The organism is Aeromonas sp. ASNIH8 (assembly GCF_002919855.1).
Lineage (GTDB): Bacteria > Pseudomonadota > Gammaproteobacteria > Enterobacterales > Aeromonadaceae > Aeromonas > Aeromonas caviae.
Genome location: NZ_PQLN01000004.1, coordinates 25900 through 38458, shown reverse-complemented (window position 1 = coordinate 38458; position 12559 = coordinate 25900). Strand labels below are relative to the sequence as shown.

Annotated in this window: 13 protein-coding genes; 7 read left to right on the top strand and 6 right to left on the bottom strand. The window is 63.1% G+C overall.

Annotated features, from left to right (window positions below):
- Positions 1 to 81 precede the first annotated feature (81 nt).
- Positions 82 to 1482 carry a TldD/PmbA family protein gene (locus C3418_RS02170; RefSeq protein ID WP_010673742.1) on the bottom strand — a complete coding sequence of 467 codons (1401 nt, stop codon included), beginning with the start codon at positions 1480 to 1482 and terminating at the stop codon, positions 82 to 84.
- A 618-nt stretch (positions 1483 to 2100) separates the two neighbouring features.
- A complete protein-coding gene (gene fldB, locus C3418_RS02165) occupies positions 2101 to 2619 on the bottom strand; it encodes a flavodoxin FldB (RefSeq protein WP_041212516.1) in 519 nt (172 codons plus the stop codon).
- 183 nt (positions 2620 to 2802) lie between these two features.
- Here fldB and xerD point away from each other — a divergent pair, with 183 nt between their 5' ends.
- Positions 2803 to 3702: a site-specific tyrosine recombinase XerD gene (gene xerD / locus C3418_RS02160; RefSeq protein ID WP_010673745.1), complete on the top strand. Its 900-nt coding sequence runs from the start codon at positions 2803 to 2805 to the stop codon at positions 3700 to 3702.
- A 73-nt stretch (positions 3703 to 3775) separates the two neighbouring features.
- Here xerD and mscL read toward each other — a convergent pair whose 3' ends face one another.
- Entirely contained in the window at positions 3776 to 4186 is a 411-nt protein-coding gene (gene mscL, locus C3418_RS02155; RefSeq protein ID WP_010673746.1) for a large-conductance mechanosensitive channel protein MscL, read from the bottom strand.
- Between the two features lie 259 nt (positions 4187 to 4445).
- Here mscL and C3418_RS02150 point away from each other — a divergent pair, with 259 nt between their 5' ends.
- From C3418_RS02150 to nqrE, 6 genes are all read left to right on the top strand, one after another.
- Positions 4446 to 5162 carry a DsbC family protein gene (locus tag C3418_RS02150; RefSeq protein ID WP_029314092.1) on the top strand — a complete coding sequence of 239 codons (717 nt, stop codon included), beginning with the start codon at positions 4446 to 4448 and terminating at the stop codon, positions 5160 to 5162.
- Positions 5128 to 6858, top strand: a complete 1731-nt coding sequence (gene recJ, locus C3418_RS02145; RefSeq protein ID WP_010673748.1) for a single-stranded-DNA-specific exonuclease RecJ — start codon at positions 5128 to 5130, stop codon at positions 6856 to 6858. Before C3418_RS02150 ends, recJ begins: the two co-directional genes overlap by 35 nt.
- 150 nt (positions 6859 to 7008) lie before the next feature.
- Entirely contained in the window at positions 7009 to 8190 is a 1182-nt protein-coding gene (locus tag C3418_RS02140) for a MerR family transcriptional regulator (RefSeq protein WP_010673749.1), read from the top strand.
- 40 nt (positions 8191 to 8230) lie between these two features.
- Positions 8231 to 8734 carry a GNAT family N-acetyltransferase gene (locus tag C3418_RS02135; RefSeq protein ID WP_010673750.1) on the top strand — a complete coding sequence of 168 codons (504 nt, stop codon included), beginning with the start codon at positions 8231 to 8233 and terminating at the stop codon, positions 8732 to 8734.
- Between the two features lie 306 nt (positions 8735 to 9040).
- Positions 9041 to 9334 carry a hypothetical protein gene (locus C3418_RS02130; RefSeq protein ID WP_010673751.1) on the top strand — a complete coding sequence of 98 codons (294 nt, stop codon included), beginning with the start codon at positions 9041 to 9043 and terminating at the stop codon, positions 9332 to 9334.
- Between the two features lie 191 nt (positions 9335 to 9525).
- Positions 9526 to 10125, top strand: a complete 600-nt coding sequence (gene nqrE / locus C3418_RS02125; RefSeq protein WP_010673752.1) for an NADH:ubiquinone reductase (Na(+)-transporting) subunit E — start codon at positions 9526 to 9528, stop codon at positions 10123 to 10125.
- 33 nt (positions 10126 to 10158) lie between these two features.
- Here nqrE and C3418_RS02120 read toward each other — a convergent pair whose 3' ends face one another.
- From C3418_RS02120 to lipB, 3 genes are all read right to left on the bottom strand, one after another.
- The gene (locus C3418_RS02120) at positions 10159 to 10647 is read right to left on the bottom strand and encodes a GNAT family N-acetyltransferase (protein ID WP_010673753.1); all 489 of its coding nucleotides are present in this window, start codon (positions 10645 to 10647) and stop codon (positions 10159 to 10161) included.
- 146 nt (positions 10648 to 10793) lie between these two features.
- Positions 10794 to 11759: a lipoyl synthase gene (lipA, locus tag C3418_RS02115; protein ID WP_010673754.1), complete on the bottom strand. Its 966-nt coding sequence runs from the start codon at positions 11757 to 11759 to the stop codon at positions 10794 to 10796.
- Between the two features lie 85 nt (positions 11760 to 11844).
- A complete protein-coding gene (lipB, locus tag C3418_RS02110; RefSeq protein WP_010673755.1) occupies positions 11845 to 12537 on the bottom strand; it encodes a lipoyl(octanoyl) transferase LipB in 693 nt (230 codons plus the stop codon).
- Positions 12538 to 12559 lie beyond the last annotated feature (22 nt).

Sequence of the window (12559 nt, the reverse complement as noted above, 5' to 3'; positions counted from 1 at the left end):
TGTCAACCTTGAGCGGCGGCTGGCCGACTGAAACGCGAATGAGGCGGGAGATGGAACCGCATAGAGTGTCATGGATGTTCATCAGGCGTTCCCTCCGACCAGAATGCTGTCAACCTTGAGCGGCGGCTGGCCGACCGAGGCGGGAATGGATCCGGAGACCGAGCCGCACATGCCGGCGGAGAGGGCCAGATCGCGCCCCACCATGGAGATCTCCTTCAATACCTGCGGGCCGGTGCCGATCAGGGTGGCCGACTTGAGGGGCCGGGTGATCCTGCCCCCCTCGATGAGGTAGGCCTCCTGCACGTTGAAGTTGAACTCGCCGGTACCGGGCTGCACAGAGCCACCCCCCATCCGCTTGGCATAGATGCCGTGCTCCACGGTTGCCAGCATGTCGTCGAGGCTGTAGTTGCCCGGTTCGATATAGGTGTTGCGCATGCGGGAGGCGGGGGCGAACTTGTAGGATTCCCGGCGCCCGGAACCGGTGCGGGCGTAGCCGGTGCGAAGGGCCCCCATTCTGTCCACTAGGAAGCCGGTCAGCACGCCGTCCTTGATGAGCTGGGTGTGCTGGGTCGCCATCCCCTCGTCATCGACGTTGATGGAGCCCCAGGCGTTGCCCTGCAAGCCCTCGTCCACCGCGCTGACCGCGGGGTTGGCGATGAGCTGGCCCATCTTGTCGTGGAACACGGATGCCTTTTTGGCTACCGAGGTGGTCTCCAGCAGGTGACCGCACGCCTCGTGGAAGATGACGCCGCCAAAGCCGCTCTCCATGATGACCGGCAGCTTGCCGCTCGGGCAGGGGGCGGCGCCCAGCTTCACCAGTGCCTGGCGGGTAGCGGTGAGAGCCAGCTCGCGGGGATCGATGCTCTCGGCATGCTCCCATCCCTTCATGGCACCGGGGGCTTCATAGCCTACACTCTGCTCGCCCCCGTCAAGGGCGATGGTCTGAGCCATGATGCGGTTGTAGTGGCGGCGATCGCTCACCTGCACCCCTTCGCTGTTGAAGATCTCCACCTCCTGCTCCCAGCCGAGCACGTTGCCCGAGAACTGGCTCACCTTGTCGCTCTCGGCGCGGGCCGCAGCGTCCATGGCATGCAGGTAGGCGATCTTCTGCTCCAGCAGCTTGTCGGCCGACAGCGGCAGAGCGATCGGGTTGCGGTCGGTCAGGCGGGTGAAGTCAAAGGCAGTGGCGGTGACCACGGGGTCACGCCTGTCCTTGGCCGCCAGCAGGGTAACGATGCGCAAGAGCTCGTTGCGATCGGCCAGGTTGGTGTAGCCGTAGAGCACCTTGTGGCCGTAGCACAGGCGAACGCCGATACCGAAGTCGAGACCACCGCTGATGTTCTCTATCTGGCTGGAGAGCAGGCTGAGCTGGCTGCGGCGCTTGTGCTCCACAAACAGCTCGGCGAAATCGGCACCCAGCGCCAGCGCGTGATCGAGCACGTCGCGTGCGATGGCGGGGGCCAACAGGGAGAATGAAGTCATAGAATATCCTTTTCTGGTCTGTCCGTTTGCTTCCGACACCCGGCGTTGTGTTGTTATGGGGTGTCGACCTCATTGTTGCAGACCAGAAGCAAAAAGTCGCTATAGCGTCAGCCGATGATACCAAACGAGAAAATCGGTGCGATTTATGCGCCCGGCAGCCCGAGCGCAGGCTACCGGCAGGGGAGGTTGGCGCCGCTCATGGCGCTCGTTTTATATGAGGTTGACCCACTGCTCGATACGGGGTCGGTCTGGTCGTCCAATGGCTGGCGTCGTCGAACATCCAGGCGATCAGGGTCAGAGCAGTTCGTGGATCTCGCTCAGGATCTGGTCGACCCACTGCTCGATACGGGGTCGGTCTGGTCGCCCATTGGCCGGTGTCGTCGAACATCCAGGCGATAAAGGTCAGAGCAGTTCGTGGATCTCGCTCAGGATCTGGTTGACCCACTGCTCGATACGGGGTCGATCTGGTCGCCCATTGGCTGGCGTCGTCGAACATCCAGGCGATCAGGATCAGAGCAGTTCGTGGATCTCGCTCAGGATCTGGTCGACCCACTGCTCGATGCGGGGTCGGTCTGGTCGTCCATTGGCTGGCGTCGTCGAACATCCAGACGGCCAGGGTCAGAGCAGTTCGTGGATCTCGCTCAGGATCTGGTCGACCCACTGCTCGATGCGGGACTCGGTCTGGTCGTACTGGTTGGCGTCATCGAGGGCCAGCCCGACGAAGTGACGGCCATCGTCGATGAGCGCCTTGGAGGCGTCAAACTCGTACCCCTCGTTGGGCCAGTAGCCCACCAGCTTGACTCCCTTGGGGACCAGCTGATCGTGCAGCAGGCCGAGGGCATCCTGATACCACTCCCCATAGCCCAGCTGATCGCCCATGCCAAACAGGGCGATGATGCGTCCCTCCAGATGCAGGTCGGCGATGTCTTCCCAGCGGGATTCCCAGTCCTCCTGCAGCTCGCCGAAGTCCCAGGTGGAGATGCCCAGGATCAGGATGTCGTACTCCTGCATGCGGGCGAGGGGCACATCCTTGATGTTGTGGAGATCGACCAGCTCGGGGCCGATGAGGGCGCGGATCTTCTCGGCGGCCATCTCGGTGTAGCAGGTGGTGGAGCCATAAAACAAACCTATCTTCATCGCTCTTCTCTTGATCGCAGTCGGCAAGGGGCGTGACCGGCACAGCGGCGCCCGGGGGGAGGGCGCCAGTCTAGCAGATTGCGCCGGGCTCTTCACCGCCTGAGAGGATGTGCAGCCTTGCCTTGCGGCCCGGGTGGGTCGGCACGTTACAATGGCGACCTGTTTCCCTGAGCGCGGCGCACCATGAGCAAAGCAGAATCCCATCCCCTGATCGAGCCGTTTCTCGACGCCCTCTGGCTGGAGCGGGGGCTTTCCGACAACACGGTCAGCTCCTATCGCAGCGACCTGGAAAAATTTGCCCTCTGGCTCGATGAGCAAGGCGGTTCCCTGCTGCTGGCGGGGCTGGACGACATCCAGCACTACCTCGCCTGGCGGGTGGACCATCAGTTCGCGGCCAGCAGTACGGCCCGTTTCCTCTCGGCCCTGCGCCGCTTCTACCAGTATCTCAATCGCGAGAAGCTGCGCAGCGACGATCCCACCGTGCTGCTGGAGGGGCCAAAGCTCCCCAAAAAGCTGCCATCGGATCTGAGCGAAGCCGAGGTGGAGGCGCTGCTGCAAGCCCCCCTGGTGGACGATCCGCTGGAGCTGCGGGACAAGGCAATGCTCGAGCTGCTCTACGCCACCGGGCTGCGGGTGTCCGAGCTGGTGGGGCTGACCGCCGAACACGTCAGCCTGCGCCAGGGGCTGGTGCGGGTGGTGGGCAAGGGCAACAAGGAGCGCCTGGTCCCCATGGGGGAGGAGGCGGTGCACTGGCTGGAGCGCTACTACCGGGAGGCGCGTACCCTGCTCCTCGGCGGCACCAGCTCGGACGTGGTGTTCCCCTCCAAGCAGGCGCGCATGATGACCCGTCAGACCTTCTGGCACCGCATCAAGCTCTATGCCCAGCGCGCCGGCATCCAGGGCGAGCTCTCCCCCCACACCCTGCGTCACGCCTTCGCCACCCACCTGCTCAATCACGGCGCCGATCTGCGAGTGGTGCAGATGCTGCTGGGCCACGCGGATCTCTCCACAACCCAGATCTATACCCACGTGGCCAACGAGCGGCTCAAGGCACTGCACGGCCAGCACCACCCCAGAGCCTGATCGCCTCACCTGCCTTGCAACAAAAAACCGCCCGAAGGCGGTTTTTTTTCAGCACACGACAGGGAGGAAACGGTTATTTCCCCTGCTGGGATTTCAGCAAGTCGCGGATCTCGGTCAGCAGCTCCTGATCCTTGGTGGGGCCGGCCGGGGCAGCGGCTTCCTCTTCCTGCTTCTTCTTCAGGGTGTTGATGGCCTTGAGCCCCATGAAGATGGCGAAGGAGATGATCAGGAAGTCGATACAGGTCTGGATGAACTTGCCGTAGGCGATGACCACGGCAGGGGCATCCCCTTCGGCGGCCTTCAGGGTCACGGCGAGATCGCTGAAATCCACGCCCCCCAGGATCAGCCCGATGGGGGGCATGATCACGTCTCCCACGAAGGAGGAGACAATCTTGCCAAAGGCGGCACCTATGATGATACCGACAGCCATGTCGATCACATTGCCCCTGGATGCAAAGGCCTTGAACTCTTGAATCAGACTCATTTTTCCCCCTAGAAATGGACGAAGTGCCACCTGAGCGCACGTCGATTTGAATAATAAAACATCAGCAAAACAGAGGGATGACTAAAGATGTCTCCCGTCGTCCTGATTAGCTTGCGGGGCTCAAGCCCGATTGGCAACCTGTCATCCCGTGATTTTTTCTTGCGGACGTTATTAATCAATCACTAATTAAGGTCTTTGGGAGAGGGAATTGTCTGGGTTACCTTATGAGACCCTTCAATCATGCCAAGTGAATGAGCTGATGCGATATTTACTGCTGGGAATGATGCTGCTGTGCGCTTTTGCGGCCAGCGCGGGGATGGACCCCCATGTGTTGAAACAGACCATAGAGCAGCGCCTCGGTGTGCAGGTCTACCTGGTGGACGAGACCCCCATGCCGGGCCTCTATCTGCTGGGCACGGCCCAGGGACTGCTCTACAGCGATGCCAGGGGAGACTATGTGCTGCAGGGCTCCATGCTGGATCTGGCCCACGACATGAGAAACCTCACCCGGCTCAGCCAGCAGCAGCAACGCAGGCTGGCGCTCTCCCAGATAGGGGAGGCCCGGCTCTGGCTCAAGGCGCCGAACGAGCGCTACCGGGTGACCCTGTTTACCGATCTCGGCTGCCGCCGCTGTCACGCCGTGCTGGACGAGTTGCCGCAATTGCAGGAAAGAGGGGTGAGCGTGCAGTTGCTGCCCCTGGCTGCCCCCTTCGTCGAGCTGGCCGAGACGCAGGCGCTCTGGTGCGATCCCAGGCTGCTGCGCGAACTCAACTTCAGCGATCGTTTGCCTGAGAGCGGCTGTAATGCGATCCTTGCCCATCATATCGGCCTGAGCCAATGGCTCGGGATCAAGGCGTCACCGAGCTGGGTCCTGCCCAATGGCGACTTGGTGCGCGGTTACCAGAGCCCCGAACAACTGCTCAAGATACTGGATCACATCAATGCCCCTGCAAATCCGTCGTCGTCCGCGAGTTGATGATTCCCATCTGCCCGCCACCCTGCACCCGCTACTTCGCCAGATCTTCGCCAGCCGCGGGGTAGAAGATCCCGCTCTGCTGGAGCGCAGCGCCAACCAGCTGCTGCCGCCCCAGCGTCTGTTCGGCATGGCGCAGGCGGTGCCGCTGCTGGCCGAGGCGCTTACGGCGCAAAAACGCATTCTCATCGTCGGTGACTTTGACTGCGACGGCGCCACCAGCTCGGCCCTGTGCGTGCTGGCCTTGCGCGCCATGGGGGGGCACCACATCGATTTTCTGGTGCCCAACCGCTTCGAGTTCGGCTATGGCCTCACCCCGGAGATCGTCGAGCTGGCGGTGGCCCGCGGCGCCGAGTTCCTGATCACGGTGGACAACGGCATCTCCAGCATCGCCGGGGTGGCGGCGGCCAAGGCGGCCGGCATGCAGGTACTGGTTACCGATCACCATTTGCCCGGCCAGGAGCTGCCTGACGCCGACGCGATAGTGAACCCCAACCAGCATGGCTGCGACTTCCCCTCCAAGTCCCTGGCCGGGGTCGGGGTCGCCTTCTATCTGATGGCGGCTCTCAACACCCATTTGCGCCAGAGCGGCTGGTATGAGCGCCAGGGGCTGCGCGCCCCCAACGTGGCAGATTACCTGGATCTGGTGGCCCTCGGCACCGTGGCCGACGTGGTGGCGCTGGATGGCAACAACCGCATCCTGGTCCATCAGGGGTTGCAGCGGATCCGGGCCGGCCGTTGTCGCCCCGGCATCCAGGCGCTGGTGGATGTGTCGGGCCGCGACGGTCGTCGCCTGTGCGCTGCCGATCTCGGCTTTGCGCTGGGGCCGCGCCTCAACGCGGTGGGCCGGCTCGATGACATGTCCCTCGGGGTCGCCTGTCTGCTCTGTGACGACATCAACCTGGCGCGCCAGTTCGCCTCCGAAATGGACAGCCTCAACCAGGAGCGCAAGGAGATCGAGCAGGGGATGCAGCAGGAGGCGCTCGCCACTTTGGAGCAGATCCGTTTTCGCGACGGCGAGGTGCCCTCCGGCATCGTGCTGCACCGAAACGAGTGGCATCAGGGGGTGGTGGGGCTGGTGGCCTCCAAGGTGAAGGAGAAGTACTACCGCCCGGTCATCGCCTTTGCCGAGAGCAGCGAGACCGAGCTCAAGGGCTCCGGGCGCTCCATCCCGGGGGTGCACCTGCGCGATGCGCTGGAACTGCTCGATACCCGCCACCCCGGCTTGATGGGCAAGTTTGGCGGCCACGCCATGGCGGCCGGGTTGACCCTGCCCAAGGCCAATATCGAGGCCTTCGGGCGGGCTTTTGAGGCGGTCATCGGCGAGCTGGTGACCCCTGAGCTCTTGACCGGGGTGCTGCTCACCGATGGCGAACTGCTGCCGGACGAGCTCACCCTCGAGCTGGCGGAGCTTATTCGCGCCTCCGGCCCCTGGGGTCAGGCCTTCCCCGAGCCGCTGTTTGACGGCGAGTTCGTGCTGGTGCAGCAGCGGCTGGTGGGGGAGAAGCACCTCAAGATGATGCTGACCACGGATTCCGGCCACGCGGTGGATGCCATCGCCTTTGGCGTCGACTTGCAGCGCTGGCCCGATGCTTCGGTGAAGCGGGTGCGGCTGGTCTACCGGCTCGACGTCAACGAGTGGCGTGGCAACCGCAGCGTGCAGTTGTTGGTGGAGCATCTGGAAGCCGCCGGCCTCTGATCCCGCGAGTCTCTCTTGCTGTCGATGACGGCCACCTCAGGGTGGCCGTTTTTTTATGGTGTTAACCCGGATGTTGTCGTTGACCCGTCTATTGCTTCACAGTTTAAGCTTCCCTTCATCGGGTCACGGACCCCACTGCGAGTCGCTGTCATGAAAATATCCGAACTGGCCCGGCGCTGCGGCCTGGCCCGCTCTACCCTGCTCTATTACGAGAAGCTGGGGGTGATTACGGGCACGAGGGGCGCCAACGGCTATCGCCACTACGACGATGACGATCTGCAGCGGCTGCGGATGGTACAGGCCCTGCAGGCAGGTGGTCTCAGCCTCAAGCAGTGCCTCGCCTGTCTGGCTGGCGAGATAGATCAGGCGGCATTGCAGGCCCGGGTCAGGGAGCTGGATGAAGAGCTGGCGCGGATGCAACGCGCCCGGGATCTGCTGGCGGATCTCGCCGGTTTGCGTGCGCACTCCGGCGACGAGTTCAAGGCCTGGCAGCGGCAACTGCAGCATCAAGCCCCGCAGGCTTACTTTGCCTGGGTGATGAAGCAGGGATTCAGTGAAAAAGCGCGTTACCACCTGCAGTGGCTCAGCAAAGACATGAATGAACATGAGCGCTACATCCGGGATTTCAAGCTGCTGCTGGATGGCATGAGCTATTGGGGGCCGGGCGATAGCCTCTTCACCCAGCAGCAATTTGCCGCGCTGCCCAGCCAGCCTCGCCGGATCTTCGACATGGGCTGCGGGCGCGGCTCCGCCACCCTGGCGCTGGCACAGGTGACGGACGCCACCATAGTGGCCATCGATCTGGACGAGGAGGCGCTGGCCGCCGTGGCGAGATCGGCCAGCGCGGCTGGCTTTGAGCAGGTCACCACCCTGTGCGCCAACATGGCGGCGCTGCCGGCGGACCTGGTCCCCGCCGATCTCATCTGGGCCGAGGGGAGCGCCTACACCATAGGGGTGGCCAATGCGCTCAAAGCCTGGCGGGCGTACCTTGCCGATCCTGATGCCTGCCTGGTGCTGAGCGACCTGGTGTGGCTGACTGACACGCCCCCAGAGGAGGCGCTGGCGTTCTGGCAGCGAGATTATCCCGCCATGCAGACCCTGGCGGGCCTGCTCAAAACGGTGCAGGAGGCGGGTTATCGCTGTCTGTGGCACACCCCGTTGCCGCCAAGGGCCTGGGACAACTATCTGGATCCCATCGAGCGCAATCTGGCGCGCCACAGTGCCGAGCTGGGGGATAGCCCAGCTTGGCAGGATCTGAGCCGGGAAGTGGCCATTCACCGCCAATACCTGGGCAGCTATGGCTATGTGATCTGCTGCCTGCAGGCAGTCTGATCAGGTCATCCATTGCAAGATAACAAACGGAGAAAACCTTATGAATATTCTCATTCGACCTGAAACGGGCGCCGATCACGACGCCATTGAAGCGCTGACCGTGGCCGCGTTCCTCAATGCCCCCCATACCGATCACAACGAACAGCTGATCGTGCGTGACCTGCGCCAGGCCGGGGCACTCAGCCTGTCGCTGGTGGCGGAGCAGGCGGGGCGGGTGGTCGGCCACCTCTGCTTCTCGCCGGTCACCATCAGCGATGGCAGCCCGCACTGGTATGGCCTTGGCCCCATTTCCGTCTCCCCTGCGCTTCAGGGCAGGGGGCTGGGGTCACGGCTGATGGACGCGGGTCTGGCCGAGCTCAAGGGGATAGGGGCGGCCGGCTGCGTGGTGCTGGGGGATCCCGGCTTCTACGGCCGTTTCGGTTTCGTGCCCGAGCCGGGGTTGACGCTGCCCGGCGTGCCAGCCGAGTACTTCATGGCCCGCTCGTTCGGTGCTGCCATGCCCAGTGGCGAAGTGTGTTACCACCCGGCCTTCCAGCAGGGGTAAGCCCTCACCTTGAGGAAGATGAAAGCCGCTTTCTCAAGGTGGTGCAACCTTGCCGGTTTTAGGGAATGGGGCGGTGTTTAATATCGCTCCTGTTAATATCTCATGGTGGAAAATGCAATAAGTGACGGTATTGTGATATATTCCACCTGTAATTTTTCTTGACGGACAGCCCCCTTGTCATCCTCTCGCCGCCCCTCGTCATGGCCGATGGTGCTTGCCATCGCCTGCCTTCTCTGGCTTGCCGCTGCGGCGGCGGCAGGGGTCGTTGCAACTAAGGGAATGGAGACGCAAGGGCAGGAGCGGCCGATGCTGTTCCATGAGCCAGCGAACCCGGGGCTTGCCGACAACGTCAGCCTGCCGCCCGCCTCCCAGTGGCGGCTCGGTTTCGAGCAGGGACGGCGACTGGAAGGGGCCGCTCATGCCGAGCTCTACCAGATGCTGCTGGCCTGGTTCCAGCACGAGATCCTCGGCCTGCTCTGTGGCCTGCTGTTCTTCCTGCCCCTCATCTACCTCAGGCAGCGGCCCGACTACTTCGGCGCTCTGCACACACGGCGGCTTCGCTGCCACCACCTGCAATATCGCTTCTGCCAGGGCGACTAGGTTCACCAGCCGGGCGCCTGCCCGTTTGATCCCCGTCATTGAGTACCGCTGACCGGGCTGCTCGGCAGTCTGGCGGCTGCCGTGGTCATTACCGGGTGCTGCGCCAGCTCTCTCTGTAAACGTCATCTTCGCGACTGGCCGTTGGCCGGGCGCGGACGTGCTCTTATTGCAACCAAGTGGTGAACTCATTCATGGACTATTACGTCAATCTCTTCATCCAGTCGATCTTTGTGGAAAACCTGGCGCTGGCCTTCTTCCTTGGCATGTGCACCTTCCTGGCCGTTTCCAAGAACATCAACACCGCCTTCGGTTTGGGCATGACGGTGCTGGTGGTCATGGTAATCGCCATCCCCCTCAACAACCTGATCTACCGCCATATCCTGCGTCCCGAGAGTACCTTCCTCGGGGAGTTTGATCTGGGCTTTCTCGATTTCATCGTCTATATCGGGGTGCTGGCGGCCCTGGTGCAGGTGATGGAGATGGTGCTGGACAAACATTTCCCGGCGCTCCATCACGCGCTCGGTATCTATCTGCCGCTGCTGACGGTGCACTGCGCCATCTTCGGCGGGGTGATGTTCATGGCCCAGCGGGATTACGACTTCATCGAATCCGTGGTCTACGGGGCGGGCTCAGGGCTGGGCTGGCTGCTGGCCATCGTCGCCATTGCGGGGTTGCGCCAGAAGATGAAGTATTCGGATGTGCCAGAGGGGCTACGGGGGATCGGCATTACCTTCATCGTGGCCGGGCTGATGTCCCTCGGCTTCATGTCTTTTTCCGGCATCTCGCTCTGAGCCATGGGCCGGGTGGTGGCCCAATGAAGGTGCTCAATCCAGACGCTTTGCCATGTTGTAGCCGGTGATGGTGAAGCCCAGCGCCTGATAGAGCGCCAGTGCCCTCGGGTTGTCATGGGCCACCCTCAGCTTGATCTGGTGGATGCCTAGGGGGGCGAGCTGCGCTTCCAGGGCGGCCATGGCTGCCTTGCCGAGGCCGCGACCACGATGGGGCGGTGTCACATAGAAGTCGTAGATGAAGGTGGTGCCGGCGGCGCCGTCGATGGCGTGCCAGAGATAGCCCAGAGGCTCGCCCGGCGCGTTCGAGGCTTCAGGTACCATGGCGAGCAGGTGATGACCCGGGGTGGCGACACCCAGTGGCAGGAGCTGCTGCAACGAGGCGTCGGCCTGACGGTGGGCGTCAGGCAGCGCCATCCCGTGGTTGCTGGCAAGATCCTGGGCGTAATCCTCGATGAAGTAGTCGCGATAGGCGGGAAAGTCTGCGTCACGCAGGGGGATCAGGCGAACGGTGAGAGTCGGCATCCGGCACAGCACTCCAGAGAAGGGGAGTGGCCACGTTACGCCAGAACGGCGCCAATCACAAAGGGACAACCGCTGCCTGCGCGGTGACGGCGATAAAAAAAAGAGCGCCCAGAGGCGCTCTTTTTTCTGCCAGCAGGAAAAGAGGCTTATTTGACCTCTTCCCCCTTGGCTTGCAGGTCTGCGTGGTAGGAGGAACGCACGAAGGGACCGCAGGCGGCGTGGCTGAAGCCGAGATCCATGGCCACATCCTTGAGTTCGTCGAACTCTGCGGGCGGCACATAACGCTTCACCGGCAGGTGGTGGCGGCTCGGTTGCAGGTACTGGCCCAGGGTCAGCATGTTGACGCCGTGCTCGCGCAAGTCCTTGAGTACCTGCACGATCTCTTCGTTGGTTTCGCCCAGACCCATCATGACGCCGGACTTGGTCGGCACGTGGGGGTGCATCTCCTTGATGCGGCGCAGCAGCTCCAGCGACCACTTGTAGTCGGCACCCGGCCGGGCGACCCGGTACATGCGCGGGGCGGTTTCCAGGTTGTGGTTGAACACGTCAGGCGGGGTCTCGCGGAACACCTCCAGCGCCTGCTCCATCCGGCCACGGAAGTCCGGGGTCAGGATCTCGATGCGGGTCTGCGGGCTGTGCTCGCGGATCTGCTTGATGCAGTCGGCGAAGTGCTGGGCACCGCCGTCCCGCAGATCGTCGCGGTCCACCGAGGTGATCACCACGTATTTGAGCCCCATCTCCTTGATGGTCAGCGCCAGCTTCTTCGGCTCCTCCGGATCCAGCGGCAACGGACGGCCGTGGGCCACGTCGCAGAAGGGGCAGCGGCGGGTACAGATGGCGCCCATGATCATGAAGGTCGCGGTGCCGTGGTTGAAGCACTCCGCCAGGTTGGGGCAGGAAGCCTCTTCACACACAGAGTGCAGCTTGTTTTTGCGCAGGGTGCTCTTGATGTGCTCGATCTTCTGGCTCGACGGCGGCAGCTTGATCCGCATCCACTCCGGCTTGCGCAGCACTTCCTCGTTGGGATCCGGCATGAATTTCACCGGGATCAGGGCCATCTTGTCGCCATCGCGCAGCTTGACGCCCGGCTCCATACGAACGGGTTTGCTCATGATTCACTCTCGGTGTTTGTTATTGTCTGGTTGACGGTCACCAGAGGCCTTGCGGCTCCCTCGTGACCACGGGGCATGGGGTTGCTCATGCCGCCTCTTCGGTATTCGTGATCTCTTGGTAGCCAATCAGGCGGGCCAGCTCCGTCACCAGCAGGGACTGTGCCTCGGCGACGCTCTGTGGGCCGCCCAGGGCGCTGGTCTGGGTCATGGCCATGCCCGCATAGCCGCACGGATTGATGCGCAGGAAGGGAGTCATGTCCATGTTGACGTTGAGGGCCAACCCGTGGAACGAGCACCCCTTGCGAATGCGCAAGCCCAGGGACGCCAGCTTGGCCTCCATACCCAGATCGCTCTTCACGTAGACGCCCGGGGCATCGGCCTTGGCGTAGGCCTCAATATTGCTTTTGGCGAGCGTGTTGATGATGGCGGTTTCGAGGCAGGTCACCAGCTCCCGTACCGAGAGCTTGCTGCGGCGCACATCCACCAGCACGTAGAGCACCAGCTGGCCCGGGCCGTGATAGGTCACCTGGCCACCGCGATCACTCTGCACCACCGGGATGTTGCCGGGGGCGAGCAGGTGTTCGGCCTTGCCGGCCTGACCCTGTGTGTAGACGGGGTCATGCTCCACCACCCAGAACTCGTCCGGGGTGTCGGGGGTGCGATTGTCGGTGAACGCCTTCATGGCGTCCCACACCGGCTGGTAGGGGCGACGGCCCAGCTGTCTGACGAGCAGTTGGCCGGCTGACGGTTGTGGCTCGGCGGGCGTTTCGAGTGACATCTTTCCTCACTGGCGGCGCGGT